General features: G+C 71.1%; 26 protein-coding genes. 14 read left to right on the top strand and 12 right to left on the bottom strand.

What is annotated here, in order from left to right; translation table 11 throughout:
* From AB0F29_RS05675 to AB0F29_RS05690, 4 genes are all read right to left on the bottom strand, one after another.
* Complete coding sequence (locus AB0F29_RS05675) at positions 1-1,794, bottom strand: glycoside hydrolase family 15 protein (RefSeq protein WP_361867689.1); 1,794 nt, start codon at positions 1,792-1,794, stop codon at positions 1-3.
* Positions 1,795-1,860: 66 nt separating this feature from the next.
* Positions 1,861-2,664: an SURF1 family protein gene (locus AB0F29_RS05680; RefSeq protein WP_361867691.1), complete on the bottom strand. Its 804-nt coding sequence runs from the start codon at positions 2,662-2,664 to the stop codon at positions 1,861-1,863.
* A 78-nt stretch (positions 2,665-2,742) separates the two neighbouring features.
* Positions 2,743-2,976 carry a hypothetical protein gene (locus AB0F29_RS05685; protein ID WP_078625819.1) on the bottom strand — a complete coding sequence of 78 codons (234 nt, stop codon included), beginning with the start codon at positions 2,974-2,976 and terminating at the stop codon, positions 2,743-2,745.
* A gap of 64 nt (positions 2,977-3,040) precedes the next feature.
* Positions 3,041-4,063: a DEDDh family exonuclease gene (locus AB0F29_RS05690; protein ID WP_361867693.1), complete on the bottom strand. Its 1,023-nt coding sequence runs from the start codon at positions 4,061-4,063 to the stop codon at positions 3,041-3,043.
* 199 nt (positions 4,064-4,262) lie between these two features.
* On the opposite strand from AB0F29_RS05690, the gene AB0F29_RS05695 reads away from it, so the two are divergent.
* From AB0F29_RS05695 to AB0F29_RS05705, 3 genes are read left to right on the top strand one after another with little or no spacing between them, the layout of a single operon-like run.
* A complete protein-coding gene (locus AB0F29_RS05695; RefSeq protein WP_361867695.1) occupies positions 4,263-5,174 on the top strand; it encodes a sterol desaturase family protein in 912 nt (303 codons plus the stop codon).
* Positions 5,171-5,878, top strand: a complete 708-nt coding sequence (locus tag AB0F29_RS05700; RefSeq protein WP_361867697.1) for a lysoplasmalogenase — start codon at positions 5,171-5,173, stop codon at positions 5,876-5,878. Before AB0F29_RS05695 ends, AB0F29_RS05700 begins: the two co-directional genes overlap by 4 nt.
* Before the next feature lie 22 nt (positions 5,879-5,900).
* Positions 5,901-6,959, top strand: a complete 1,059-nt coding sequence (locus AB0F29_RS05705) for a zinc-dependent alcohol dehydrogenase family protein (protein ID WP_361867699.1) — start codon at positions 5,901-5,903, stop codon at positions 6,957-6,959.
* A gap of 70 nt (positions 6,960-7,029) precedes the next feature.
* On the opposite strand, the gene AB0F29_RS05710 is transcribed toward AB0F29_RS05705, so the two are convergent.
* Positions 7,030-8,568, bottom strand: a complete 1,539-nt coding sequence (locus AB0F29_RS05710) for a S8 family serine peptidase (RefSeq protein ID WP_361867700.1) — start codon at positions 8,566-8,568, stop codon at positions 7,030-7,032.
* Between the two features lie 332 nt (positions 8,569-8,900).
* On the opposite strand from AB0F29_RS05710, the gene AB0F29_RS05715 reads away from it, so the two are divergent.
* The 3 genes from AB0F29_RS05715 (at position 8,901) to moaA (ending at position 12,116) form a co-directional block, all read left to right on the top strand.
* Entirely contained in the window at positions 8,901-9,266 is a 366-nt protein-coding gene (locus AB0F29_RS05715; RefSeq protein WP_361867702.1) for a DUF485 domain-containing protein, read from the top strand.
* Positions 9,263-10,906 carry a cation acetate symporter gene (locus AB0F29_RS05720; protein WP_361867703.1) on the top strand — a complete coding sequence of 548 codons (1,644 nt, stop codon included), beginning with the start codon at positions 9,263-9,265 and terminating at the stop codon, positions 10,904-10,906. Before AB0F29_RS05715 ends, AB0F29_RS05720 begins: the two co-directional genes overlap by 4 nt.
* A 220-nt stretch (positions 10,907-11,126) precedes the next feature.
* Positions 11,127-12,116, top strand: a complete 990-nt coding sequence (gene moaA / locus AB0F29_RS05725; protein WP_361867705.1) for a GTP 3',8-cyclase MoaA — start codon at positions 11,127-11,129, stop codon at positions 12,114-12,116.
* A gap of 116 nt (positions 12,117-12,232) precedes the next feature.
* Here the strand turns inward: moaA and AB0F29_RS05730 are convergent, their stop codons facing one another.
* Both AB0F29_RS05730 and AB0F29_RS05735 read right to left on the bottom strand, forming a co-directional pair.
* Positions 12,233-12,490, bottom strand: coding sequence for a hypothetical protein (locus AB0F29_RS05730; protein ID WP_361867707.1), 258 nt, complete (start codon positions 12,488-12,490; stop codon positions 12,233-12,235).
* A 241-nt stretch (positions 12,491-12,731) separates the two neighbouring features.
* Positions 12,732-13,109, bottom strand: a complete 378-nt coding sequence (locus AB0F29_RS05735; RefSeq protein ID WP_361867709.1) for a DUF3099 domain-containing protein — start codon at positions 13,107-13,109, stop codon at positions 12,732-12,734.
* Positions 13,110-13,331: 222 nt separating this feature from the next.
* Between AB0F29_RS05735 and AB0F29_RS05740 the strand changes: the two genes are divergently transcribed.
* Positions 13,332-13,610: a GlsB/YeaQ/YmgE family stress response membrane protein gene (locus AB0F29_RS05740; RefSeq protein WP_361867710.1), complete on the top strand. Its 279-nt coding sequence runs from the start codon at positions 13,332-13,334 to the stop codon at positions 13,608-13,610.
* Positions 13,611-13,690: 80 nt separating this feature from the next.
* Here the strand turns inward: AB0F29_RS05740 and tyrS are convergent, their stop codons facing one another.
* The 3 genes from tyrS to AB0F29_RS05755 all read right to left on the bottom strand — a co-directional run bounded on the left by tyrS (position 13,691) and on the right by AB0F29_RS05755 (position 18,104).
* Positions 13,691-14,962 carry a tyrosine--tRNA ligase gene (tyrS, locus tag AB0F29_RS05745; protein WP_361867712.1) on the bottom strand — a complete coding sequence of 424 codons (1,272 nt, stop codon included), beginning with the start codon at positions 14,960-14,962 and terminating at the stop codon, positions 13,691-13,693.
* A gap of 227 nt (positions 14,963-15,189) precedes the next feature.
* On the bottom strand, positions 15,190-16,584 hold the full coding sequence (locus AB0F29_RS05750; RefSeq protein WP_361867714.1) for a metallopeptidase TldD-related protein: 1,395 nt from the start codon (positions 16,582-16,584) through the stop codon (positions 15,190-15,192).
* On the bottom strand, positions 16,581-18,104 hold the full coding sequence (locus tag AB0F29_RS05755) for a TldD/PmbA family protein (RefSeq protein ID WP_361867716.1): 1,524 nt from the start codon (positions 18,102-18,104) through the stop codon (positions 16,581-16,583). The genes AB0F29_RS05750 and AB0F29_RS05755 overlap by 4 nt, the downstream gene beginning before the upstream one ends.
* A gap of 216 nt (positions 18,105-18,320) precedes the next feature.
* On the opposite strand from AB0F29_RS05755, the gene fabG reads away from it, so the two are divergent.
* From fabG to AB0F29_RS05770, 3 genes are all read left to right on the top strand, one after another.
* Positions 18,321-19,040: a 3-oxoacyl-[acyl-carrier-protein] reductase gene (gene fabG / locus AB0F29_RS05760; RefSeq protein WP_361867718.1), complete on the top strand. Its 720-nt coding sequence runs from the start codon at positions 18,321-18,323 to the stop codon at positions 19,038-19,040.
* A gap of 5 nt (positions 19,041-19,045) precedes the next feature.
* Positions 19,046-19,813: an enoyl-ACP reductase FabI gene (gene fabI, locus AB0F29_RS05765; protein WP_018957737.1), complete on the top strand. Its 768-nt coding sequence runs from the start codon at positions 19,046-19,048 to the stop codon at positions 19,811-19,813.
* 186 nt (positions 19,814-19,999) lie between these two features.
* Positions 20,000-20,371, top strand: a complete 372-nt coding sequence (locus tag AB0F29_RS05770; RefSeq protein ID WP_361867720.1) for a hypothetical protein — start codon at positions 20,000-20,002, stop codon at positions 20,369-20,371.
* Positions 20,372-20,410: 39 nt separating this feature from the next.
* Here the strand turns inward: AB0F29_RS05770 and AB0F29_RS05775 are convergent, their stop codons facing one another.
* Complete coding sequence (locus AB0F29_RS05775) at positions 20,411-21,085, bottom strand: FCD domain-containing protein (RefSeq protein WP_361867721.1); 675 nt, start codon at positions 21,083-21,085, stop codon at positions 20,411-20,413.
* A 140-nt stretch (positions 21,086-21,225) separates the two neighbouring features.
* On the opposite strand from AB0F29_RS05775, the gene AB0F29_RS05780 reads away from it, so the two are divergent.
* The 4 genes from AB0F29_RS05780 to AB0F29_RS05795 all read left to right on the top strand — a co-directional run bounded on the left by AB0F29_RS05780 (position 21,226) and on the right by AB0F29_RS05795 (position 23,703).
* Positions 21,226-22,533: a CynX/NimT family MFS transporter gene (locus tag AB0F29_RS05780; RefSeq protein WP_361867723.1), complete on the top strand. Its 1,308-nt coding sequence runs from the start codon at positions 21,226-21,228 to the stop codon at positions 22,531-22,533.
* A 17-nt stretch (positions 22,534-22,550) separates the two neighbouring features.
* Complete coding sequence (locus AB0F29_RS05785) at positions 22,551-22,667, top strand: SGM_5486 family transporter-associated protein (protein WP_007446146.1); 117 nt, start codon at positions 22,551-22,553, stop codon at positions 22,665-22,667.
* A gap of 215 nt (positions 22,668-22,882) precedes the next feature.
* On the top strand, positions 22,883-23,092 hold the full coding sequence (locus AB0F29_RS05790) for a hypothetical protein (protein WP_018957741.1): 210 nt from the start codon (positions 22,883-22,885) through the stop codon (positions 23,090-23,092).
* 92 nt (positions 23,093-23,184) lie between these two features.
* Positions 23,185-23,703, top strand: coding sequence for a histidine phosphatase family protein (locus AB0F29_RS05795; protein ID WP_361867725.1), 519 nt, complete (start codon positions 23,185-23,187; stop codon positions 23,701-23,703).
* A gap of 212 nt (positions 23,704-23,915) precedes the next feature.
* On the opposite strand, the gene serB is transcribed toward AB0F29_RS05795, so the two are convergent.
* Positions 23,916-25,202 carry a phosphoserine phosphatase SerB gene (gene serB / locus AB0F29_RS05800; RefSeq protein WP_361867726.1) on the bottom strand — a complete coding sequence of 429 codons (1,287 nt, stop codon included), beginning with the start codon at positions 25,200-25,202 and terminating at the stop codon, positions 23,916-23,918.
* Positions 25,203-25,448 lie beyond the last annotated feature (246 nt).

The raw sequence follows: 25,448 nt of genomic DNA on the forward strand, positions 1-25,448 counted from the left end.
CTATCCTGCCGGGTCCTCCCCGGCCAGGTCGACAGCGGAGTTCACCAGACCGATATGGCTGAAGGCCTGCGGGAAGTTGCCCAGCTGCCGCCCCGCCGCCACGCCGTACTCCTCGGCGAGCAGGCCCACGTCGTTGCGCAGCTCCAGCAGATGCTCGAACAGCTCCCGCGCCTCGTCCGGCCTGCCGATCCGCTGCAACGCGTCCACCAGCCAGAACGAGCAGGCCAGGAACGCCCCCTCGTCGCCCGGCAGTCCGTCCACGGAGACGCCCTGGGTGCTGTAGCGACGGACCAGCCCGTCGCTGCCCAGCTCGGCGCGGACCGCGTCCACCGTGCCGGTCACCCGCGGGTCGTCCGGCGGCAGGAACCCGGTCCGCACGATGAGCAGCGTCGAGGCGTCCAGCTCCCGTGACCCGTAGGACTGGGTGAAGGTGTTCCGCTCGGGGTCGTACCCCTTCTCGCAGACCTCGGCGTGCACGGCGTCCCGCATCGCCCGCCAGCGGTCGGCGTCGCCGGGCAGTTCGGGATTCTCCTCCAGCGAGCGCACCGCCCGGTCGGCGGCGACCCAGGCCATCACCTTGGAGTGCACGAAGTGCCGCCGGGGGCCGCGGATCTCCCACAGACCCTCGTCCGGCTCGCGCCAGGTCGACTCCAGGAAGCCGAGCAGGCTGAGCTGGAGGTTCCAGGCGTGGGGCTTGTCGTCGAGACCGGCTACGCGGGCGAGCCGGAGCGCGTCGATGACCTCCCCGTACACATCGAGCTGACGCTGACGGACCGCCGCGTTGCCGATGCGTACGGGCCGGGAGTGCTCGTACCCGGCGAGCCAGGGCAGCTCCATCTCGGGAAGCCGCCGCTCGCCCGCCAGCCCGTACATGATCTGGAGGTCGGCCGGGTCCCCGGCGACGGCCCGCAGCAGCCAGTCCCGCCAGGCCTCCGCCTCCTCCAGATAGCCGGCCGAGACCAGCGCGCCGAGGGTCAGTGTGGCGTCCCGCAGCCAGCAGTAGCGGTAGTCCCAGTTCCGTACACCGCCGATCTCCTCCGGGAGGGAGGTGGTCGGGGCCGCCACGATGCCGCCCGTCGGGCCGTACGTCAGCGCCTTCAGGGTGATCAGGGAGCGCAGCACGGCATCGCGGTAGGGGCCCTCGTAGGTGCAGGCGTCGGTCCACTTCGCCCAGTCGTGGAGGGTGTGCTTCAGCGCCTTGCGCGGGTCGATCAGCTTCGGGCGCGGCGCGTGCGAGGGGTGCCAGGTCAGCACGAACGCCACGCTCTCGCCCTCGGCGACGGTGAACGAGGAGCAGGTGCTGAACTGCTGGCCCCATGTCTTGACCGGCGGTTCGCTGCGCAGCCATACGGAGTCGGGGCCTGCGACCGCCACCCGGTGGCCGTGCGAACGCCGCACCCAGGGCACCACCGAACCGAAGTCGAAGCGCAGCCGCAGTACCGAACTCATGTCGACGGTGCCGCTGACGCCCTCGACGATCCGCATCAGGTCCGGCGACCTGTCGCGCTGCGGCATGAAGTCGATGACCTTCACCGTGCCGGTCCGCGTCTCCCAGTACGTCTCCAGGACCAGGGAGTCACCCGCGTACCCGCGCCGGGTGCAGGTGTCCGAGGGGTTGGCCCCCTTGGGCGCGATGCGCCAGTGGCCGTTCTCCTCGGTGCCGAGCAGGGCGGCGAAGCAGGCGCCGGAGTCGAAGCGGGGCAGGCAGAGCCAGTCGACGGAACCGTTCCTGCCGACGAGCGCGGCGGTCTGGAGATCGCCGATCAGGGCGTAGTCCTCGATGCGTGGGGTCACGCCTGGCGTTTTCCCGAACCGGGCCCTTGTCAACCAGCCATCGGGCCCGAGGGTTCGCCGGAGGCCTCAGGCGCTCGCCGGTTCGGGCTGTCCGGGGGCGTCGGCCGTCGCGTTCCCGGCCGCGGCCTGCTCACGGTCGCGCTTCTCACGGCGTACGAGAATGATCCAGCCGACCGGGACGGCGGCGACGAACAGCCACCACTGGACGGCGTAGGCCATGTGCGGGCCGATCGAGCTGTCGTCGGGGGAGGCGATCTGCTCGGGCAGATCACCCGTCGGGCGGGGGGCGGTCTGCTCGATGTACCCGCCGAGGACCGTCCGGGACAGCAGCTGGGACTGCTGGTCGCTGTTGATCAGCATCACCTGCCGGTCCGGCAGCCCCGCCAGGTCCTTGATGCCGCTGCTGCCGGTCGTCTCGTCCGCCTTGAGGCGGCCGGCGACGGTCACTTCGCCCCGGGGCGCGGGCGGCACGTCGGGGAAGGCGGTCTGGTTGGGCGCGGCCGGGACCCAGCCGCGGTTGACCAGGACGGTGCCGCCGCCCTTGAGGTCCAGCGGTGTCAGGACGTGGACGCCGATGCGGTCGTCGTCCGAGGTCCGGCGGCGGACGACCACCTCGTGCTCGGTGTCGAACGTCCCCGTCGCGGTGACCGCCCGCCAGTAGTCCGAGCGCGGGACGGTGTGTCCGGGAGAGGTGAGCTCGGAGACCGGGACCGGCTCCGCGTCGAGGTTCCGCGAGATCAGCGCGTTCTGCTCGACCCGGTGTCCGTGCTTGTGGAACTGCCAGAAACCCAGCTCGATCATCGTCGGAATCAGCGCGAGGCCGAGCAGGGTGAGGATCACCCACTGCCGGGTCAACAGGAAGCGGTACACCCCATGACCGTACAACCGGGGTCATGGGGTGCGGCACTCAGGGGTGGAGCCGGAGCGATCCGGCGGCGGTCCGAGCCGTCACACTTTGTCCACGATGCCCGCCCTCCCTTCGGCGCGGGCGCAGTGGGCGCCGCAGTACCAGTGCCCGTCGACCTCGACGCCCTGCCCGATCACCTGGACCCGGCAGTGCTCGCAGATCGGCGCCATGCGGTGGATGGCGCAGGAGAAGCAGTCGAAGACGTGCACCGCGCCCTGCGCGTGCACCTCGAAGGACATGCCGTAGTCGTTTCCGCAAACCTCACAACGTGCCATGCGCCACAGGGTGGGACGCCCGACGGTCACGGGGCGAGCGGCTGCCGGGCGAGTCGTGGCCGGTTCACTCCGATGACGGTGCGGGGGCCTGGTGCGGCAAGGTCGCCCCCGGAGGCGGTCCGGCAGGGGCCACGTCGCGCAGCAGATGGGTGAAGGCGCTCTCCTCCAGGATCGGCGTCCCGAAGGTCTTCGCCTTCTGCGTCTTGGACGTGGCGGCGTCGGGGTCGTTGGTCACCAGCAGACTGGTCAGCCGCGACACACTGGTCGCCACGTGCAGGCCGGCCTCCACCGCCCGGTCCTCCAGCAGCTCCCGGTCGATCGAGGTGTCCCCGGAGAAGGCCACCCGCATCCCCTGCTGGAGCGGTTTCTCCTTCTCGTACCGCCCCGGATTGGGATACGGGCAGGCCGGCCGCTTGCGCGAGGGCCGCCAGCTGTTCTGCTGCCGGGAGGGCTGGTAGCCGACACGCGGGGTGACGGGGGAGTCGGACCACTCGGTCAGCGGCCGGCACTCCAGCAACGGCAGCCGCACCCCGCCCCGGGCCGCGGCGTGCAGGCTCGGCCGGAACGCCTCGGCCAGCACCCGGGCGTCGTCCAGGGCGTGGTGGGCCTGCTGCTGTACGACTCCGAAGTGCGCGGCGAGGGAGGCCAGCTTGTGGTTGGGCAGCGGCAGCCGCAACTCCTTGGCCAGCGCGATCGTGCACAGCCGGTGCTCGACCGGGGCGATCACCGACGCACGCGCGTACTCCCGGGCGATCATCGACCAGTCGAACGCCGCGTTGTGCGCGACGAGCACCCGGTCCTTGAGCCGCTCCGACAGCTCGGCGGCCACGTCGGGGAAGAGCGGCGCGCCTTCGAGCACATCGCTCGTCAGCCCGTGGATCCAGACGGGCCCGGGGTCCCGCTCCGGGTTGACCAGCGTGTACCAGTGGTCCTCGACATTGCCCAGGGCGTCCAGCCGGTAGACGGCGGCGGACACTATCCGGTCGTCGCGGGCGAGTCCGGTGGTCTCCACGTCGACGACCGCGTACCCCTGGGGGTAGGCGGTCGGCCATGGTGCGGCTGTCTGGCGGTCGTCGAGCATGGTCACAGAGAATACGGGCCATGACTGACAGTCCCCTATTCGGTCGGGCGGGGCGGGGGCGACGCACGGCAGGGAGCCGCGCAACTCGCCGGGCCCGCAGCGTCTCTGATTGGCAGAAAGTGCCAAAGACTGCTGACACCAGGTCTCGCATACTTGTGGGTAACAACGTCTAGCCCTCGCCGACCCGCGGCCCTACGGTGCTCGCATGGAGCCGAACCTGCCCGATGTCGTGCTGTGGTCAATACCGGCCTTCGTGCTGCTCACCGTGATCGAGATGGTCAGCTACCGCCTTCACCCGGACGAGAACGCCGCCGGGTACGCGACCAAGGACACCGCCACCAGCCTCACCATGGGCATCGGCAGCCTGGGCTTCGACCTGCTGTGGAAGATCCCCATCCTGGCGATCTACATGGGTGTCCACGAACTGACGCCGCTACGGGTGCCCGTGCTGTGGTGGACCGTCCCGCTGATGCTCCTCGCCCAGGACTTCTTCTACTACTGGTCCCACCGCGGCCACCACGTGATCCGGATCCTGTGGGCCTGCCATGTGGTCCACCACTCCAGCGAGAAGTTCAACCTCACCACCGCGCTGCGCCAGCCCTGGACCTCCGCGACGGTCTGGCCGTTCTATCTGCCGCTGATCGCCTGCGGGGTGCACCCGGCGGCGCTGGCGTTCTGCCAGTCGGCCAACCTCGTCTACCAGTTCTGGGTGCACACCGAGCGCGTCGGCAAGCTCCCGCGCCCCTTCGAGTACGTCCTCAACACGCCCTCCCACCACCGCGTCCACCACGCCTCCCAAGGCGGCTACCTGGACCGCAACTACGGCGGGATCCTGATCGTCTGGGACCGGATGTTCGGATCCTTCGCGGCCGAGACCGAGCGGCCCGTCTACGGGCTCACCAAGAACATCTCCACCCACAACCCGCTGCGCGTCGCGACCCATGAGTACGCCGCCATCGCCCGGGACGTCCGGGCCGCCGACTCTTGGAGAGAGCGGGCGGGGCGGGTCTTCCGCGGGCCGGGCTGGCAGCCGGCGACGAAGGCGGGGGCCGTGGCCGGGCCCGGAGAGACGGTGCCCGTGTCCCTGGAGGCCTCCGCCCCGGAACGCGCCCTGTGAGCGCCACCGACTCCCGCCCCGCGCACACCAGCGGAGCCGAGCGCTTCGCCCGCCCCGTGCTCCTCGCCTTCCTCCTCGCCGCCGCCGTCGACCTGGCCGGGCTGATCGCCGGTGCCGAGACCGTCCACCTGGTCGCCAAGCCGCTGCTGATGCCGCTGCTCGCCGGGTACGCGGCGCTCCGCGGCGGACCCCGGCCACTCGTCGCGGCCCTGCTGTTCGGGTGGGGCGGCGACGTCTTCCTGCTCGCCGACGACGACCTGGCCTTCCTCCTCGGCATGGGCTCCTTCGCGGTCGGCCATGTCTGCTACCTGACGCTGTTCGGCCGCGGCCGGGCCCGTGCGCCGCTGGCCACAGGAGCCGGATACGCCCTCGCCCTGGTCGTCTTCCTCGTGCTGATCTGGCCGGACCTCCCGGCAGACCTGCGTATCCCGCTGACCGGCTACAGCCTGCTGATCACGGCCGTGGCCTGGCGGGCCGGCGTGCTCGGCCGGTACGCGGCGGCCGGCGGGGCGCTCTTCCTGATCTCCGACGCCCTCATCGCCACCGGCATCGCGGAATGGCCGCAGGCGCCCGCCCCCGACTTCTGGGTCATGCTCACCTACATCGCCGCCCAGGCCCTGCTGACCCTCGGGGTGCTCACGGTTCCCCCGGCCGGGGAAACCGGGCGAACCGGGGCGTACCGTGAACGGGATACCAGCAACTGAGACCGGCAAGGACCCCGAACGTATGCGCGCCACCGTCATCCACGCCCCCCACGACATCCGGGTCGAGGAGGTGCCGGACCCGGGGATCCAGCACCCCACCGACGTGGTGCTCAGGGTCCTGCGGTCCTGCATCTGCGGCAGCGACCTGTGGGCCTACCGGGGCGAGTCGGCCCGGCGGCCCGGTCAGCGCACCGGCCATGAGTTCCTCGGCGTCGTCGAGGAGGCGGGGTCCGGCGTCAACGGGTTCGCCGTGGGCGATCTGGCCGTCGCCCCGTTCGTCTGGTCCGACGGCACCTGCGCCTACTGTGCCGAGGGCCTCACCACCTCCTGCCCCGAGGGCGGCTTCTGGGGCTCGGTCGGCCCGGACGGCGCGCAGTCGGACGGCGGCCAGGGCGAGGCCGTCCGCGTCCCCCACGCCGACGGCACCCTGGTCAAGCTCCCGGCCGCCGCCGCCTCCGACGACCGCCTGCTCTCCGCCCTGCTGGCGCTCTCCGACGTCCTGGGCACCGGCCACCACGCCGCCGTCGGCGCGGGCGTCGGGCCCGGCAGCACCGTCGCGGTCGTCGGTGACGGCGCGGTCGGCCTGTGCGGCGTGCTCGCCGCCAAGCGGCTCGGCGCGGAGCGCGTCATCGCGCTCGGCCGCCACACCGCGCGCACCGACATCGCCCGCCGCTTCGGCGCGACCGACGTGGTCGCCGAGCGCGGCGAGGCCGCCCTCGCCGCCGTCCGCGAACTGACCCGGGGCGAGGGCGCGCACAGCGTCATCGAGGCCGTCGGCACCGAGCAGTCGATGCGCACCGCCCTCGGCATCGTCCGCGACGGCGGCTCCATCGGCTACGTGGGCGTTCCGCACGGCAGCGCCGCCGGCGTGGACCTCGGCGCGATGTTCGGCCGGAACATCGCCCTGCGCGGCGGCGTCGCCCCCGTACGCCGGTACATACCGGAGCTGCTCCCCGACGTGCTGGACGGCACGATCGACCCGTCGCCCGTCTTCGACCGGTCCATCGGCCTGGACGAAGTGCCGCTCGGCTACAAGGAGATGGACGAGCGGACCGCGCTGAAGGTGCTCATCACGCCGTAGGGCCCGACACGGGGCGAGGGCCCGGGGAGAACGTCCTCCCCGGGCCCTCGCTCCTTGCTCGGTCAGGTGCCTACCAGCGCACCGCGTCCAGCGCGTCGACCACTCCGGCCCCGTAGAAGCCGTTGTAGTTCTTGCCGCCCTCGCAGACCGCGTCGATGACACCGTCACCGTTGATGTCGTACGGCTCACCGCACGCCTTCGCGTCCGCCTGGAGCGTCAGCAGCGCCTTCACCGCGGCCGGCGAGGCGTAGGGGTGCTGGGACTTGATCAGCGCCACGACACCCGCGACGTGCGGGGAGGCCATCGACGTACCGGCCTTGTAGCCGAACTTGCCGCCCGGCAGCGTCGACAGGATCAGCCCGTTGACGGCCGGCGCCTCGGGGGTCTGGTAGATCGTCGAGTCACCGCCCGGAGCGGCCACGTCGATGATGCCCTTGCCGTAGTTCGAGTACGAGGACTTCAGACCCTTCGCACCCGTCGCGGAGACCGTCACGACACCCGGCAGCATGGTCGGGATGTCCGGGCACGCGCTCGGGTCGATCGTCCGCGTCACCGTCTCGGTGTCGTTCGGGCTGGTCTTGTCCTCGATCGCGTCGAGCGCCAGGTCGTGGCGCGAGTTCCCCGCCGCCGCGACATTGACCGTGCCCTTGCGCTCCGCGTACTTCACGGCGCGGGTGAGGGCGTCGACCAGGGCGCCCTGGTCCGGGTCGTTCTTGCAGTTGAACAGCCACGGGTCGGTGTAGTAGCTGTTGTTGGTCACCTCGACACCGTGCTCGGCGGCCCAGAGGAACCCGCAGACGACGGCCTCGGTGTAGAAGAACCCGTCCGGGTTCGACACCTTGATGCCCGACACCTTCACGCCCGGGGCGACGCCGGTGACCCCGGCGCCGTTCTTCGCCGCGGCGATGGTGCCGGCCACATGCGTGCCGTGGTCACTCTCGCCCGCCGCCGGACGCCAGGAGCCGGCGGTGGTGTCCGGAGCGCCCGACACGCAGTTGGCCGAGGCGCGGCTGTCGAAGTTCGGGGCGAGGTCCGGGTGGGTGTCGTCGACGCCCGTGTCGATGACGGCGACCGTCACACGCTTCGAGCCCAGCGACTTCTCGTGCGCCTTGTCCGCCTTGATCGCGGGCAGCGACCACTGGAGGGGCTCCAGCGGGTCCTCGCCGGCCTTGGCGTCCGCGGCGGCGGCCGCCGCCTGCTCGGCGGTGAGCGGCTGCGCTATCGCGCCGACGTCCTTGGTGGCCTGCGGCACGATCGGGTTCGTGCGGGTGGCGCCCGCCGACTCCACGCCGCGTACCCGGCGAATCGTTTCGCCGAAGGCGGGGTTCTGCGAGTGGACGACGATGACGCCGATCTGCTCATAGGCGATGACGACGGTGCCGCCGGCCTTGGCGATCGCCTTCTTGACGTTCTTGACGGTGCCGTGCCCGCCCCGGGTGTTGACCACGTAGGACAGCTTCGGTCCGTCGGTCCGCACACTCGCGGCGGCCCGCTCCCCGGTGGGCGCCGCCGTGGCCGTCGCCGTCGGCAGGAAGCCGAGCGAGGCGGTCAGCGCGAGGCCGACGGGCACCGCGAGTGCGCGGGTCCGTCTCGATGCCAGATGAGCCATGGGGTCTCCACATCATCCGTGCCGAACGACCGGACACCTGGCGTGTTCGGTCGCGTACATGACGAGTGAAGCTATCGCTGATCATCCCGATGCATCAACGCTTACGGGCAAGTGAGTTCGAAGAGTGACCTGTGCGGCTGAATGCGAACGGGTGACGTCCGGGCAACCGGGCGCACCGCGGCACCTCCGGGAAGGCGAAAGACGCGGTGAACCGCTTCGTCGCGCCCTCCGTGCCGTTGTCCAGGAGGCACATCACCGTCCCGTCGGTAACGAGGCTTCCCTTGACACCCACCGTCCCCCAGATCACCGCACCCGCGTCGCGAGGAGATTCCGTGGCTACCGATGCACCGCCGCCCGAGGGCGGTTCGCCCACCGGCCCCGCCCAGCCCACCACCGAGGCGTTCGTCACGATGCAGGCGAGCCCGGACTTCGCCGACCTGCGCCGCTCCCACCGCTCCTTCGCCTTCCCCCTGACCATCGCCTTCGTGACCTGGTACCTGCTCTACGTCCTGCTCTGCAACTACGCGGGCGGATTCATGGCCACCGAGGTCGTCGGCAACATCAACATGGCGCTCGTCCTCGGCCTCGCCCAGTTCGCCACCACCTTCCTCATCGCCTGGCTCTACTCGCGGCACGCCGCCACCCAGCTCGACCCCAAGGCCGACGCGATCAAGTCCCGTATGGAGGCCGACCTGTGAGCGCCGCCCACGCCCTGTACCCCACCGTCCAGCTCGCCGCCACCGAGGGAGCGAGCGAGCACCGGCCGCTGATCATCACGCTGTTCGCCGCCTTCGTCGTGGCGACCCTCTTCATCACCGTGTGGGCCGGCCGCCAGACCAAGAGCGCCTCCGACTTCTACGCGGGCGGCCGGCAGTTCACCGGATTCCAGAACGGACTCGCGGTCTCCGGCGACTACATGTCCGCCGCGTCCTTCCTCGGCATCGCCGGAGCCATCGCCCTCTTCGGGTACGACGGCTTCCTGTACTCCATCGGCTTCCTCGTCGCCTGGCTCGTCGCCCTGCTCCTGGTCGCCGAACCGCTGCGCAACTCCGGCCGCTACACCATGGGCGACGTCCTCGCCTACCGGATGCGCCAGCGCCCCGTCCGTACTGCCGCCGGCACATCCACGATCGTCGTCTCGATCTTCTACCTGCTGGCGCAGATGGCCGGCGCGGGCGTCCTCGTCTCGCTGCTGCTCGGCATCACCAGCGACGCCGGGAAGATCCTCATCGTCGCCCTGGTCGGCGTGCTCATGATCCTCTACGTCACCATCGGCGGAATGAAGGGCACCACCTGGGTGCAGATGGTCAAGGCCGTCCTGCTCATCGCGGGCACCCTGCTCATCACCTTCCTGATCCTGCTGAAGTTCAACTTCAACATCTCCGACCTGCTTGGCACCGCCGCCAGCAACAGCGGCAAGGGCGCGGCCTTCCTGGAGCCCGGTCTGAAGTACGGCGTCGACAACATCTCGAAGCTGGACTTCATCTCACTCGGCATCGCCCTGGTCCTCGGCACCGCGGGGCTGCCGCACATCCTGATCCGCTTCTACACCGTGCCCACCGCCAAGGCCGCCCGTAAGTCCGTGAACTGGGCGATCGGCATCATCGGCGCCTTCTACCTGATGACGATCGTGCTCGGCTTCGGCGCGGCGGCGATCCTCAAGCCGGACGACATCATCGCCTCCAACAAGGCGGGCAACACCGCGGCGCCCCTCGCCGCACTGGAGATCGGCGGCGGCTCCGGATCCACCGGCGGCGCCATCCTCCTCGCGGTGATCTCCGCCGTCGCCTTCGCCACGATCCTCGCCGTCGTCGCCGGACTCACCCTCGCCTCCTCCTCGTCCTTCGCGCACGACATCTACGCCAACGTCATCCGCAGGGGGAAGGCCACCGAGAAGGAAGAGGTCCGCGCCGCGCGCTGGGCCACCGTCGCGATCGGCATCGTCTCCATCGGCCTCGGCGCACTCGCCCGCGACCTGAACGTCGCCGGGCTCGTCGCCCTGGCCTTCGCGGTCGCCGCCTCCGCCAACCTGCCCACGATCCTCTACAGCCTCTTCTGGAAGCGCTTCACCACACAGGGGGCTCTCTGGTCCATCTACGGAGGCCTCGCCTCCTCCGTCCTGCTGGTGCTGTTCTCGCCGGTCGTCTCCTCCAAACCGAGCTCGATGTTCCCGAGCGTCGACTTCGCCTGGTTCCCGCTGGAGAACCCCGGCCTGATCTCGATCCCGCTCGGCTTCCTGCTCGGCTGGGTCGGCTCGCTGCTCTCCAAGGAGAAGCCCGACACGGACAAGTACGCCGAACTGGAGGTCAAGTCCCTCACCGGCATCGGAGCCCACTGAGCCCACCGCGAGGACCCTCCCTCGGCCCATCGCCGACGGGCCCTCCGGCTCATCGCCACCACCCGCGGCCGGGCCGCGTCGTAGAGTCCTACGACGCGGCCCGGCCGCACCTCGTGGCAAACGAGCCACCCCGATGTCACACGTCTCACGTAGGCTCGGAAGGACAAGAGGCCACCAGAGCGACCGCACCACCGCGGACACCCCGGGGGAGGGACCCACTGTGCTCATCGACACCTACGACCGGGTCGCCACCGACCTGCGCGTGTCACTCACCGACAAGTGCAACCTGCGCTGCACCTACTGCATGCCCGAAGAGGGCCTTCAGTGGCTCGGCAAGAGCGAGCTGCTCTCCGACGACGAGATCGTGCGCCTGATCCGTATCGCCGTCACCTCGCTCGGCATCACCGAGGTCCGCTTCACCGGCGGCGAGCCCCTGCTCCGTCCCGGCCTCGTCTCCATCGTCGAGCAGTGCGCCGCGCTCACCCCGCGCCCCCGCATGTCGCTCACGACCAACGGCATCGGACTCAAGCGGACCGCCACCGCCCTCAAGGCCGCGGGGCTCGACCGGGTCAACGTCTCGCTGGACACCCTGCGCCCCGACGTCTTCAAGACCCTCACCCGCCGCGACCGCCACAGGGACGTGCTGGACGGCCTGGCGGCCGCCCGCGAGGCCGGGCTCACCCCGGTGAAGGTCAACTCCGTCCTGATGCCGGGGCTCAACGACGACGAGGCCCCCGAGCTGCTCGCCTGGGCCGTCGCCCACGATTACGAGCTCCGCTTCATCGAGCAGATGCCGCTCGACGCCCAGCACGGCTGGAAGCGCGACGGCATGATCACCGCCGGGGACATCCTCGCCTCGCTGCGCACCCGCTTCACCCTCACCGCGGAGGGCGACGCGTCCCGCGGCTCCGCCCCCGCCGAGCGCTGGACCGTCGACGGCGGGCCGCACCGCGTCGGCGTGATCGCCTCCGTCACCCGCCCGTTCTGCCGCGCCTGCGACCGCACCCGGCTCACCGCCGACGGCCAGGTCCGCACCTGCCTTTTCGCCCGTGAGGAGACGGACCTGCGCGGGGCACTGCGCGGGGACGCGCCGGACGAGGAGATCGCCCAGCTCTGGAAGACGGCCATGTGGGGCAAGAAGGCGGGTTCCGGACTGGACGACCCGTCCTTCCTGCAGCCCGACCGCCCGATGTCGGCGATCGGCGGCTGAGGCCGAGGCGCCCGAGCCCCGGGGGACCGAGGATCAGGGCCTCGGCCCCGAGGGACCGAAGGGCCAAGGATCAGGAGTTCGGAGGGGCGTTGAAGGCCCTCCGAGGATCCACGGGATCAGGCCTCGGTCTCCTTCCCGTCCCCGGCTGCCCAGTCCTTCAGCGCCACGACGTCCTTGAGGAAACCCCGCACACCGAGGAACGAGGACAGGTGCTCCCGGTGCTCGTCGCAGGCCAGCCAGGTCTTGCGCCGCTCGGGCGTGTGCAGTTTGGGGTTGTTCCAGGCGAGCACCCACACGGCGGCGGCCCGGCAGCCCTTGGCGGAACAGAGCGGGGCACCGGCGGGACTCTCGGCGGACGTCTCGGGAAAAATCACGTGGCCCAGCCTAAGTCAGGAGCTTCCCGAGCCAAGTCAGGTGCCCCACGAGCTATCTGACGCATCCCCGGCCGGAGAAAGGGCGACGCCGAGCAGCCACGGGGGGAGCTGCCCGGCGTCGGTCCGTCGCTCCGACGGGGGATGCGGAGCGCTTTCGAAGTATGTCACGGGGACCAGGGTGCGGTGCACCGGAACGTCATGATTGATCTGAGCTTTTCTTGAGCTTCGCGGGGCGCCCTGGTCAGGTGCGCTCGTGCGGCGGCCGGACCCCGCCGGACGCCCCCTCGGGGTCCCCGGACTCGGCCTGGCCCGGCATCGGAGCGGCCTCCACCGCCGGCCGCAGCGGCATCTGCACGAACGTCGTCGGCAGTGAAGTCACGTTCTCCCGGCCCGCGTTGGCGATGACCACCGCAACGTACGGCAGCAGCACCCCCAGAACGAGCGCCACGATCGCCACATGCCGCTCCACGTTCCACAGCACCGCGGCCAGTACCACCGACACCGTGCGCACCGACATCGAGATCACATAGCGCCGCTGTCGGGCGCGGACGTCGTCCGTCAGCCCCTGACGGGCGCCCGTGATCCGGATGACCTCCGTACCCGCGCTCTTCCGCAGCATGCTCCACCACCAGATCTCGTCGCCGGACGCTCCCGGACCGGGCCGCCTCCACGGTACGCCCGGCACCGGCCGGGCAGGAGACCGGGGCACGCCGTACGAGGAGGGCCCGGGCGGTTCGCGGTGGACGGCCGGGTCACCCGGACGGCCCAACCGGGCATGCGCCGCCCGGACGGCGGGTCGACTCTGGACAGACGCGCACTCCGCGCCGCACGAGGAGGCGAAATGAGCTGGTTGTGGGCAATCATCGTGGGACTGGTGCTGGGTGTCCTCGCCAGAGCGATCCTGCCGGGCAAACAGGACATCCCGCTCTGGCTGACGGCCGTGTTCGGTATCCTCGGCAGCATCCTCGGCAACGCCGTGGCCGGCTGGATCGGTGTGGAGGACACCAAGGGCATCGACTGGATCCGTCACCTGCTGCAACTGGCGGGCGCCGTGGCGGTCGTCGCCCTCGGCGACATGGCCTGGCAGTCCTTCCGCGGCAGCCGTAAACAGCGAACCTGACCCGGCGGGGCCACACAACGACGCGGCCGGGCACGCTTTCCTCGCGTGTCCGGCCGCGGCGCTGTGACGCGGGGGAGGGATCAGCCGACCGGGCCGACCTCCACGGCTGCCAGGTTCTTCTTGCCCCGGCGCAGCACCAGCCAGCGCCCGTGCAGGAGCTCCCCGGCGTCCGGCGCGACTTCGCCGTCGACGACCTTCACGTTGTTCACGTACGCGCCGCCCTCCTTGACCGTGCGGCGCGCACCCGACTTGCTGGGTGCCAGACCGACCTCCACCAGCAGGTCCACCAGCGGCCCCAGCTCGGTGACGGTGGCGCCCGGCACCTCGGACAGGGCCGCGCTCAGCGTCGCCTCGTCCAGCTCGGCCAGGTCACCCTGCCCGAACAGCGCCTTCGACGCCGCGATGACCGCGGCGCACTGCGCACCGCCGTGCACCAGCGTGGTCAGCTCCTCGGCCAGCGCGCGCTGCGCCGAGCGGGCCTGCGGCCGCTCCTCGGTCAGCTTCTCCAGCTCCTCCAGCTCCTCACGGCTCTTGAAGCTGAGGATGCGCAGGTAGCGCGAGACGTCCCGGTCGTCCACGTTCAGCCAGAACTGGTAGAACGCATACGGCGTCGTCATCTCCGGATCGAGCCAGACGGCGCCGCTCTCGGACTTGCCGAACTTCGTCCCGTCCGCCTTCGTCATCAGCGGCGTCGCCAGCGCGTGCACGGTGGCGCCCGGCTCCAGCCGGTGGATCAGGTCGATGCCCGCGGTGAGGTTGCCCCACTGGTCGCTGCCGCCCTGCTGAAGGGTGCAGCCGTGCCGGCGGTACAGCTCCAGGAAGTCCATGCCCTGGAGCAGCTGGTAGCTGAACTCCGTGTAGCTGATGCCCTCCTGCGACTCCAGTCGCCGGGCGACCGAGTCCTTGGTGAGCATCTTGTTGACCCGGAAGTGCTTGCCGATGTCCCGCAGGAACTCGATCGCGGACATGCCCGCTGTCCAGTCCAGGTTGTTGACCATCGTCGCCGCGTTCTCGCCCTCGAAGGACAGGAACGGCTCGATCTGCGAGCGCAGCCGGGCCACCCAGGCGGCGATCGTCTCCGGGTCGTTCAGCGTGCGCTCGGCAGTGGGCCGCGGGTCACCGATCTGGCCCGTCGCGCCCCCCACCAGGGCGAGCGGCCTCAGCCCGGCCTGCTGGAGCCGACGCATGGTGAGCACCTGCACCAGGTGCCCCACATGCAGGCTGGCCGCGGTCGGGTCGAAACCGCAATAGAAGGTGACGGGACCGTCCGCGAGAGCCTTGCGCAGTGCGTCCTCGTCAGTGGACTGGGCGAACAGCCCGCGCCACTTCAGCTCGTCGACGATGTCCGTCACGGTTCCTGTGCTCCTTATGTCTGGTAGAGATCTGGGTGTCAGTCTAGGTCCTGTCGTCGATCTCCCGTCGTCGCCCGGAGGGCGGCCCTGCGGGGTCAGGTGCGTGCTCCCGGCGTGCCGGGCTCACGTCCTCGTACTGGACGTACTCGGGCGGGTGCCCGGTGCGGCGAGAGTGCGTGCATGGCGCCGTGGGGCAGACGGGAGTCCGACGACAGGGCCTAGGCGGGTCACACCCCCGGGCTGACCGAGCTCATGTTGAAGTCCGGGATGCGCAGTGCGGGCATCGCGGCCCGGGTGAACCAGTCGCCCCACTCGCGCGGCAGCGTCTTCTCCGTACGCCCCGCCTCCGAGGCCCGCGACAGCAGGTCCACCGGCGACTCGTTGAAGCGGAAGTTGTTCACCCCGCCGACCACCTCGCCGTCCTCGACCAGATAGACGCCGTCCCGGGTCAGCCCCGTCAGCAGCAGCGTCGCCGGATCCACCTCGCGGATGTACCAGAGGCAGGTCAGCAGCAGCGCCCGCCCGGACGTCGCGGCGACCATCTCCTCCAGCGACCGCTCGCCGCCGCCCTCCAGCAGCAGGTTGTCGATGGCCGGGGCGACCGGCAGCCCGGTCAGGCCCGCCGTGTGCCGGGTCGTCGTCAGCCGCTCCAGCCTCCCCTCCCTGACCCAGTCCGTCGGGGCCAGCGGCAGTCCGTTGTCGAAGACGGAACCGCTGTCGCCGGAGGAGTGGGCGATCACGAACGGCGCCGACTCCAGCCCCGGCGCGTGCGGGTCGCTGCGCAGGGTGAGCGGAAGCGGGGCGAGCGTCTCGCCCAGCCGCGTACCGCCGCCCGGCGTGGAGAACACCGTCCGGCCCTCCACAGCGTCCCGCGCGGTCGACGACCAGAGCTGGTAGATCAGCAGGTCCGCGACCGCGGCCGGCGGCAGCAGCGTCTCGTACCGGCCGGCGGGCAGCTCGACGCGCCGCTCCGCCCAGCGCAGCCGCTGCGCCAGCTCCGCGTCCATCGCCGCCGGGTCGACGTCCTTGAAGTCCCGGGTCGCCCGGCCCGCCCACGCGGAGCGCGTACGGTCCGGCGACTTCGCGTTCAGCTCCAGCGTCCCGTTCGGCTGGTCGTGGCGCAGTCGCAGCCCCGTCGACGTCCCCAGGTAGGTGGAGGTCAGCTCGTGGTTCGCGAAGCCGTACAGCTCGCGGCCCCCGGCCCGGGCGCGCGCGAAGGCGTCGCCGAGCGCCGGGGCGAAGTCGGCGAAGACCTCCGAGCCGGTCTCGGCGGGCGCGTTCGTGAAGTCGGGGGAGGAGGGCGCCCCGCTCACCAGCGGCTGTGCGTCCTCCGCCGGATCCGCGCCCCGTGCGGCGGCCTCGGCGGCCCGCACCAGCGGCTCCAGGTCGCCCCGGGTCACCGCGGACCGGGAGACGACGCCGGACGCCGTCCCCTTCGCCCCGTCCACGGTCGCGATGACGGTCAGGGTCCGTCCCCGGGTCACCCCGTTCGTGGTGAGCGCGTTGCCCGCCCAGCGCAGATTGGTGGAGGACTGCTCGTCGGCGATGACCACCAGGCCGTCCGTGGTGGACAGTTCCAGAGCCCGCTCGACGATCTCGTACGGCTTGCTGACGCGGCTCATCGTCCGGCCTCCTGCGTCGTATTGAGGATGTTGACGCCCCGGAAGAGGGCGGAGGGGCAGCCGTGCGAGACCGCCGCGACCTGGCCCGGCTGGGCCTTGCCGCAGTTGAACGCGCCGCCGAGGACGTACGTCTGGGGGCCGCCGACCTTCTCCATCGAGCCCCAGAAGTCCGTGGTCGTCGCCTGGTACGCCACGTCGCGCAGCTGCCCGGCCAGCTGCCCGTTCTCGATACGGAAGAACCGCTGCCCGGTGAACTGGAAGTTGTAGCGCTGCATGTCGATCGACCAGGACCGGTCGCCGACCACATAGATCCCGCGCTCCACCCCGCCGATCAGATCCTCCGTCGACAGCCCGCCCGGGTCCGGCTTCAGGGACACGTTCGCCATGCGCTGTACGGGGACGTGGCCCGGCGAGTCCGCGTACGCGCAGCCGTTGGAGCGGCCGAGGCCCGTCAGCTTCGCGGTGCGGCGGTCCAGCTGGTAGCCGACGAGCGTGCCGTCCTTCACCAGGTCCCACGACTGCGCCTCGACGCCCTCGTCGTCGTACCCGATCGTCGCGAGTCCGTGCTCGGCGGTGCGGTCACCGGTCACGTTCATCACGGCGGAGCCGTACGCCAGCTTGCCCAGCTGGTCGAAGGTGGCGAACGAGGTCCCGGCGTACGCCGCCTCGTACCCCAGCGCCCGGTCCAGCTCGGTGGCGTGGCCGATCGACTCGTGGATCGTCAGCCACAGGTTCGACGGATCGACCACCAGGTCGTACGTCCCCGCCTCGACGCTCGGCGCGCGCATCTTCTCCGCCAGCAGCCCGGGGATCCGCTCCAGCTCGTCCCTCCAGTCCCAGCCGGTCCCGGTCAGGTACTCCCAGCCCCGGCCCGCAGGCGGCGCGATGGTCCGCATCGAGTCGAACTCACCGCTCGTGCCGTCCACCGCGACGGCGGTGAACTGCGGGTGGATCCGCACCCGTTGCTGTGTGGTGACGGTGCCCGCCGTGTCCGCGTAGAACTTGTTCTCGTGCACGGCCATCAGGGACGCGTCCACATGCGCGACGCCCTCCGCGCCGAGCAGCCGCCCGCTCCACTCGGCGAGCAGCGCCGCCTTCTCCTCGTCCGGTACGGAGAAGGGGTCGACGTCGTACGCCGAGATCCAGGTCCGCTCGCCGTGCACCGGCTCGTCCGCCAGCTCGACCCTCTCGTCCGACCCGGCCGCCGCGATCACCTTCGCCGACAGCTTCGCCATCGCGACGGCCTGCGAGGCCACCTTCGCGGCGGCGTCCATCGTCAGGTCGACGCCCGAGGCGAACCCCCACGCACCGCCGTGCACCACCCGGACCGCGTACCCGAGGTCCGTGCTGTCCGACGCGCCGGCCGGCCGGGCGTCCCGCAGCCGCCAGGAGGCGCTGCGCACCCGCTCCAGCCGGAAGTCGGCGTGGGTCGCGCCCAGAGCCCGCGCTCTGGCGAGCGCCGCGTCGGCCAGCGCGCGCGACGGCAGGGCCAGGAATGACTGATCTACCTCGTGGGGCACAGGGAGTTCCCTTCTCGATACACCACGGCAGTGAACCATGCCGGAGGGTGACCGCACCGGGGGATATCGAGGACGCGTGGGCCGACCACCTACCCGCGCGGACTGTAGGAATCCAACAGCACCCCGGACAAGCCACTGTCAGGGCCCGATTCCTCGATCGGCGCACGGTACCGATAGGTTTTCGACGTACCAGACCGCCAAGGAAAGGGTGATCCGTTGAGCCGCTCGGTTCTCGTCACCGGAGGAAACCGGGGCATCGGCCTCGCCATCGCCCGCGCCTTCGCCGACAACGGCGACCAGGTCGCGATCACCTACCGTTCCGGAGAGCCGCCCCAGGCGCTCACCGACGCGGGTGTCCTCGCGGTCCGCTGCGACATCACCGACGCCGAGCAGGTGGAGCAGGCCTACAAGGAGATCGAGGAGAAGCACGGTCCCGTGGAGGTGCTGGTCGCCAACGCGGGCATCACCAAGGACCAGCTGCTGATGCGGATGTCGGAGGAGGACTTCACCTCCGTCGTCGACACCAACCTCACGGGGACCTTCCGGGTCGTCAAGCGCGCCAATCGCGGCATGCTGCGCGCCAAGAAGGGCCGTGTCGTCCTGATCTCCTCCGTCGTCGGCCTCCTCGGCTCGGCCGGCCAGGCCAACTACGCCGCCTCCAAGGCCGGGCTCGTCGGCTTCGCCCGGTCGCTGGCCCGTGAACTCGGATCGCGGAACATCACCTTCAACGTCGTCGCCCCCGGTTTTGTCGACACCGACATGACCCAGGCGCTCACCGAGGAGCAGCGCAAGGGCATCGTGTCCCAGGTGCCGCTCGGCCGCTACGCGCGGCCCGAGGAGATCGCCGCCGCGGTGCGCTTCCTCGCCTCCGACGACGCGTCGTACATCACTGGAGCCGTCATTCCCGTTGACGGCGGATTGGGCATGGGTCACTGATCACCATGAGCGGAATTCTCGACGGCAAGCGCATCCTGATCACCGGGGTGCTGATGGAGTCGTCCATCGCGTTCCACGCCGCGAAGGTGGCCCAGGAGCAGGGGGCCGAGGTCATCCTGACGGCCTTCCCCCGCCCCACCCTGACCGAGCGCATCGCCAGGAAGCTGCCGAAGCCGGCCAAGGTCATCGAGCTGGACGTGACCAACCAGGAGCACCTGGACCGGCTCGCCGGTCTGGTGCGCGAGGAGCTCGGCTCCCTGGACGGCGTCGTCCACTCCATCGGCTTCGCGCCGCAGGACGCGCTCGGCGGCAACTTCCTCAACACGCCGTTCGAGTCCGTCGCCACCGCGATGCACGTCTCGGCGTTCTCGCTGAAGTCGCTCGCCATGGCCTGCAAGCCGCTGATGAGCGAGGGCGGCTCGATCGTGGGCCTCACCTTCGACGCCCAGTACGCCTGGCCGCAGTACGACTGGATGGGCCCGGCCAAGGCCGCGCTGGAGGCCACCTCCCGCTACCTCGCCCGCGACCTGGGCAAGGACGGGCTGCGCTGCAACCTGGTCTCCGCCGGACCGCTCCGCTCCATGGCCGCCAAGTCCATCCCGGGCTTCGAGGAGCTGGCCGACGTCTGGAACAACCGCGCCCCGCTGGCCTGGGACATGAACGACCCGGAGCCGGCCGGCCGCGGCATCGTCGCCCTGCTCTCCGACTTCTTCCCGCGCACCACGGGCGAGATCATCCACGTCGACAGCGGCGTGCACATGATGGGCGCCTGACCGCGCACCACCCCGCCCGACGGCCCCCGGCCGCGTACCCCCTCCCGATTCTCCGGAGGCGGTGCGCGGCCGGGGGCCGTTCACGGTCCGTGGCCTCCTGGTGCCCCTCCGGTCGAAAAGTCGGCCGATCCACCGCAGAATGAGGAGGAACCGGACTTCTTGTCAGGCTGCGGGAGGGAGATCGTCGTGCGTCCCACGCGCCGCCGAACCCGTCTCCTCCTGGCCGCGCCGGTGGCCGTCGCCGCCCTCGCCGTACCCCTGGGGGTCCACGCCGCCAGGGGAGCCGACTCCGGTACGGAAGCGGAGCCCCCGAAGCCCGAACCGGCCGGCTCGGAGTGCCGTACGTCTGTCGAGGGCTCCCGGGTCGTCGCCTACTGCCACAACCCCTACCCCTCCACCGACCTGGTCCGGCTGCACGCCGAATGCGACCGCTGGTGGGACGTCGACGCGGACGGGGCGGCGGTCGCGGTGGAGCCGGGCCGGACCGTACGCCTGGAGGACCGCTGCTGGAAAGAGATCGCCACGGCGTGGGTCAGCCACCGTCCCGCCCCCGTCTGATCCGAGCGAGGGCTTCGCCGTACATGGCCCGGGGCGCCGCTACACCCGGTCCGGCAGGCAGGTCAGCGCGTGGCTCGCCGCCTCGGCCGCCGCCGTCTCCGCGTCCCCGGCCCGGATCGCCTCGACCAGCCGACCATGGTCCATATGGTTCTCCGGCCGCAGCTCGGGACCCACGTCGCCGCGCAGGTAGTCGCGCAGGAGATCCCCGAGGTCGGCGTAGAGCTCGGTCAGGACGTCGTTGTGCGAGGCCGCGACCACCGCCAGGTGCAGCGTCGCGTCCGCCGCCACGAACGCCTCCGCGTCCCCAGAGGCCCAGGCCTCCTCGCGGCGCGCCATCAGCGTGTCCAGCTGCCGCAGATCCCGCTCGGTGCGCCGGGCCGCCGCCAGCCGGGCCGCCGACGACTCCAGCGTCGAGCGAAGCTCCGCGATATGACGCGGATCGGCGGCCGCGAACCTGCGGTGCATCACCCCGGCCAGCTCACTCGTGGCGATCACATAGGTGCCCGAGCCCTGCCGGATGTCCAGCAGCCCGTTGTGCGCGAGGGCCCGCACGGCCTCGCGGACGGTGTTACGGGCCACGCCCAGCTGCTCGACCAGCTCGGGCTCGGTCGGAATCCGCGAACCGACCGGCCACTCGCCCGAGGTGATCTGATTCCTCAGCTGGGCGATCACCTGGTCGGCGAGTGCCGAACGCCGTGGAGACGTCAGCGCCATGATGCTCCTTGCTCGGGGCCCGGCCCGGAGGTGCCGGACCGAAGAGGGGGTCGGGGCCGGATTCTCCCAGGAAACCCGGGGGGGATCAGGGGAGGGGATCGATTGGACAATCAATCATCCCATGATTCTATGATGGCCTCATGCCGGACGACGAGACGCAGACCCCGACCCTGAACCGCGGCCCCGCCGCGCGCACCTCCCACGAGCTCCGCGCCCAGGGGCTCCCCGGTGCGGGCGAGGCCCCCGCACCCTGGCTGCTGCGCCTCATCGCCGTGGGACTCGTCCTGGCCGCCCTGAACCTCCGCCCCGCCATCACCAGCCTCGGCGCCCTCCTCGAAGAGGTCCGCGAGGGGCTGCACATGAGCGGGAGCGTGGCCGGCGTCCTCACCTCCGTACCGCCGCTCTGTTTCGCGGTCTTCGGAATCATGGCGCCGCGCCTGGCCCGCCGCTTCGGCGCGGGGGCCGTGGTCTGCGCGGGCATGGTCGCCATCGCGGCCGGCCTGCTGATCCGCCCGTACATCGGCTCCACCGCCGGGTTCCTGGCCGCCAGCGCGCTGGCCCTGATGGGCATCGCCGTCAGCAACATCCTGATGCCGGTGATCGTCAAGCGCTGGTTCCCCGACCGCGTCGGCACCATGACGGGCCTCTACTCCATGGCCCTGGCGCTCGGCACCGCCCTGGCGGCCGCCGTGACCGTCCCCGTCACCGGGGCGCTGGGCGGCGACTGGCAGACGGGACTCGTCGTCTGGGCCGTGCTCGCCGCCGTGGCGGTGCTGCCCTGGATCGTCCTAGTACGCGACCGGACCCCGGCCCCCGGACAGCCGGCCCCCGCTCCGGGGCCGGCCACCGCGCCCACCGAGGCGCCGGCCCTGCGGATCACCCGCAGCCGTACCGCGTGGGGCCTGGCCTGCTTCTTCGGGCTCCAGGCCACCGCCGCGTACATCACCATGGGCTGGATGCCGCAGATCTTCCGCGACGCCGGGGTCTCCGCCGGCACGGCCGGACTCCTGCTCGCGGTCACCATGGCCATGGGCGTCCCGCTCGCCTTCGTCATCCCCCGGGTCGCCTCCCGGCTCAAGCAGCAGGGCCCCATCGTCGTCGTCCTCGGCCTGTGCGGCCTGATCGGCTACGGCGGCCTCTATCTCGCCCCCGCCGCCGGCGCCTGGGCCTGGGCCCTGCTCCTCGGCGTGGCCAACTGTGCCTTCCCGCTCGCCCTCACCATGATCGGCATGCGGGCCCGGTCCGGCGCGGGCGTCGTCCGGCTCTCCGCCTTCGCCCAGTCCACCGGCTACCTGCTCTCGATCCCCGGTCCGCTGCTCGTCGGCGTGCTCTACCAGCACAGCGGCGGTTGGGGGCTGCCGATCGCGCTGATGGCGGGCCTCATGATTCCCCAGATGGCGGCCGGGATCCTCGCCGGCCGGGACCGGACGATCGAGGACGAATGCTGAGATGCGACACTGGCCTCATGCCAGTGCTCGATCCGAATCCCCAGAACGGCCAGAAGAAGCTTCTCCTCGTGTTCGGGGCGATGCTCCTCATCACCGTCGTCATCGGTGTGATCGCCACGATCGCCTCGCCCTGACGCCTGAGGGCCTGACGCCCGAAGGCTTGACACCCGAGGACCTGATGGCCGCGGACATGTCGCCCGAGGACCCTGAAACCCTGAGGGGTGGGGCTAGCACCACCTTCCCTTAGGGGGCCAGGGTCAGGGTGAAGTGGGTGGGTCACCGGATGGGGCCGACCGCCTCCGGTCCGTAGGTTCTTCGGTGACGACCCGATGACTTGACGGAGGCGGACATGCCGACACCGACGCACACCAGGTCCCACCGACCGGCCGCGGACGGTGTCGAGATCCGACTGCCCTGGTGGGCCGTCGCCCTGCCCGCCATCGCGTTCGCCGCTCTGCTGCTGATGATCCTCAGCCCCGGACAGGCCCAGGCCGCCACCACCGGCGATCCCGCGCTCGGACAGCTGATCGAGCGGACCCTCCAGCTGCTGTCCCGTTGATGCGAATCAGCCCCGGACCAGCACGCCAACTCCCCGGACGAGCACGTCAACACCCTGCGCCAGAGGCCGCGTTTCATGCGAAGCTGAGGTGTATGAGCGTCGAGACACCTCGCAGGATCGTCCTTCTCCGGCATGCCAAGGCGGAATGGTCACAGGCTTCCGATCATGAGCGTCCGCTGGCCGAGCGCGGCCGAAAGGACGCGCCCGTGGCCGGCCGCAGGCTCGCCGATTCCGGCATCGATTTCGATCTGGCCCTCTGCTCCAGTGCCGCCAGGACGCGGGAGACCTGGAAGCTGGCGGTCCATGAATTCTCCCAGCGCCCCCGGACCGTCTACGAGGAGAGGCTGTACGAGGCCTCCCTCGGTGAACTGATCGCCCTGTTCAACGAGACCCCGGACGAGGTGCGCAACCTCCTGGTCATCGGCCACAACCCCGGGATGCACGGGGCCGCCGACGCCCTCTCGGGATCGGCCGAGGGCGACACCCTGGCCCGGATGACCCGGGACGGCTTCCCCACCGCCGCCTATGCCGTGGTCGAGTTCCCCGGCTCCTGGAAGAGTGTGGAGCACGGGGCCGGCAAGCTCACCGAGTACTGGACGCCGAACGACTGAGCGCCGTACCGGACGCCGGACGCCCCGCCGCCCGGTACCGCTCGACCCAGGAATGCGCAGGGCCCCGGCGCCCAGAACCCAAGGTCCCCGAGTCGGGGCCCTGCCGCGTACGGCCGAGCTGACCGCGTACGGCCGAGCTGACCGCGTACGGCCGAGCTGACCGCGTACGACTCCGGAACCCGGCGGCCGGGGGCGGCGGCGGACCGGGGCCGTCAGTCGACGAGACCGTCCGCCGCCTCGACCTCTTCACGCGTGATGCCCAGCAGGTAGAGCACGGTGTCCAGGAACGGCACGTTCACCGCGGTGTGCGCCGCCTCGCGGACCATCGGCTTGGCGTTGAACGCGACGCCGAGCCCGGCGGTGTTCAGCATGTCGAGATCGTTCGCCCCGTCCCCGATCGCCACCGTCTGGGCCAGCGGCACCCCCGCCTGCTCGGCGAAACTCCGCAGTAGCCGGGCCTTGCCCGCCCGGTCCACCACCTCGCCGACGACCCGTCCGGTGAACTTGCCGTCCACCACCTCCAGGGTGTTGGCCGAGGCGAAGTCGAGGCCGAGCCGTTCCTTCAGGTCGTCCGTGACCTGGGTGAAGCCGCCGGAGACGACGCCGACCTGGTAGCCGAGCCGCTTCAGCGTACGGATCAGGGTGCGGGCGCCGGGGGTGAGCCGTACCTCGGAGCGGACCTTGTCCACCACCGACGTGTCCAGACCGGCCAGCAGCGCGACCCGGGCGTGCAGGGACTGCTCGAAGTCCAGCTCGCCGCGCATCGCCTGCTCGGTCACCCGGGCGACCTGCTCCTCGCAGCCCGCGTGCGCCGCGAAGAGCTCGATCACCTCGTCCTGGATCAGCGTGGAGTCGACGTCCATGACCACCAGCCGCTGAGCCCGGCGGCTCAGCCCGGCCGAGACCACCGCGACGTCCACGCCGATCTCCGCCGCCTCGGTCGCCAGCGCGGTCCGCAGCTTCGCGGTCCCGGTCCCCGAGACCGCGAACTCGACGGCGGTGACCGGGTACTTCGCCAGCCGGAAGATACGGTCGATGTTCCCGCCGGTCGAGGTGATGGTGGCCGCTATGGCGGCGGTCGACTCCGCGGTCAGGGGGTGTCCCAGCACCGTCACATGGGAACGGCCGTCACCGCGGGGGCGGTTGTCGCCGATACCGGAGATGATCTCGGCCTGCAGCGTCAGGGAGTCGGCCCAGCTGTGCACGGTCGCCCGCAGATCGCCCTCGGTGGTCCCGCCCGCGGTGGGCGAGGTGACCAGAGCGCACAGCACGATGCGGCCCCGGGTGACGACCTGCTCGATGTCCACGACGTCGACGGCGTACGCGGCGAGGGTGTCGAAGAGCCCGGCGGTGATGCCGGGACGGTCCTTGCCGAAGATCTTGACGAGAAGCGTGGGTGCGTCGCCGCCCGGAGGGATCCCGCCTCCGGGGCCGTCGACCCGGCGGGGCCCGGAGGGCTCGGAGGACGAGAGGGGCTGAGGTGGCTGAGATGCGCTCATGGTGCTCCCACCGTATCGGTCCCACCGGCTCCTCCGGCCGCCCGTCCCGAGTGCCGGACGGAATTCGCCCCGGCGCTGTCCGCCGCGCCGAGCGGCGGTCCCCGCGGCCTCGGCCCGGGGACGTGGGACGTTGCGGATCTGGCCGGTACGGGTCTTGCGCTCGGGCACACCAGCCGTCTTGTTTTCGCCGTTATACGGTCGATGAACCTTCTCTGGGAGGTAACCGGCCCTTCATCCGTACTTCAT

Source organism: Streptomyces sp. NPDC026589, assembly GCF_040638385.1.
In the GTDB taxonomy this organism is placed as follows: Bacteria; Actinomycetota; Actinomycetes; order Streptomycetales; family Streptomycetaceae; genus Streptomyces.

Excerpts from the sequence above, each read along its gene's own strand:
- AB0F29_RS05685 (WP_078625819.1), bottom strand. The coding sequence starts at position 2,976 with ATGGCACGTTGTGAGGTTTGCGGAAACGACTACGGCATGTCCTTCGAG.
- AB0F29_RS05695 (WP_361867695.1), top strand. The coding sequence starts at position 4,263 with ATGGAGCCGAACCTGCCCGATGTCGTGCTGTGGTCAATACCGGCCTTC.
- AB0F29_RS05705 (WP_361867699.1), top strand. The coding sequence starts at position 5,901 with ATGCGCGCCACCGTCATCCACGCCCCCCACGACATCCGGGTCGAGGAG.
- AB0F29_RS05710 (WP_361867700.1), bottom strand. The coding sequence starts at position 8,568 with ATGGCTCATCTGGCATCGAGACGGACCCGCGCACTCGCGGTGCCCGTC.
- AB0F29_RS05735 (WP_361867709.1), bottom strand. The coding sequence starts at position 13,109 with ATGCTGCGGAAGAGCGCGGGTACGGAGGTCATCCGGATCACGGGCGCC.
- AB0F29_RS05740 (WP_361867710.1), top strand. The coding sequence starts at position 13,332 with ATGAGCTGGTTGTGGGCAATCATCGTGGGACTGGTGCTGGGTGTCCTC.
- AB0F29_RS05750 (WP_361867714.1), bottom strand. The coding sequence starts at position 16,584 with ATGAGCCGCGTCAGCAAGCCGTACGAGATCGTCGAGCGGGCTCTGGAA.
- fabI (WP_018957737.1), top strand. The coding sequence starts at position 19,046 with ATGAGCGGAATTCTCGACGGCAAGCGCATCCTGATCACCGGGGTGCTG.
- AB0F29_RS05775 (WP_361867721.1), bottom strand. The coding sequence starts at position 21,085 with ATGGCGCTGACGTCTCCACGGCGTTCGGCACTCGCCGACCAGGTGATC.
- AB0F29_RS05780 (WP_361867723.1), top strand. The coding sequence starts at position 21,226 with ATGCCGGACGACGAGACGCAGACCCCGACCCTGAACCGCGGCCCCGCC.
- AB0F29_RS05785 (WP_007446146.1), top strand. The coding sequence starts at position 22,551 with ATGCCAGTGCTCGATCCGAATCCCCAGAACGGCCAGAAGAAGCTTCTC.
- AB0F29_RS05790 (WP_018957741.1), top strand. The coding sequence starts at position 22,883 with ATGCCGACACCGACGCACACCAGGTCCCACCGACCGGCCGCGGACGGT.
- AB0F29_RS05795 (WP_361867725.1), top strand. The coding sequence starts at position 23,185 with ATGAGCGTCGAGACACCTCGCAGGATCGTCCTTCTCCGGCATGCCAAG.
- serB (WP_361867726.1), bottom strand. The coding sequence starts at position 25,202 with ATGAGCGCATCTCAGCCACCTCAGCCCCTCTCGTCCTCCGAGCCCTCC.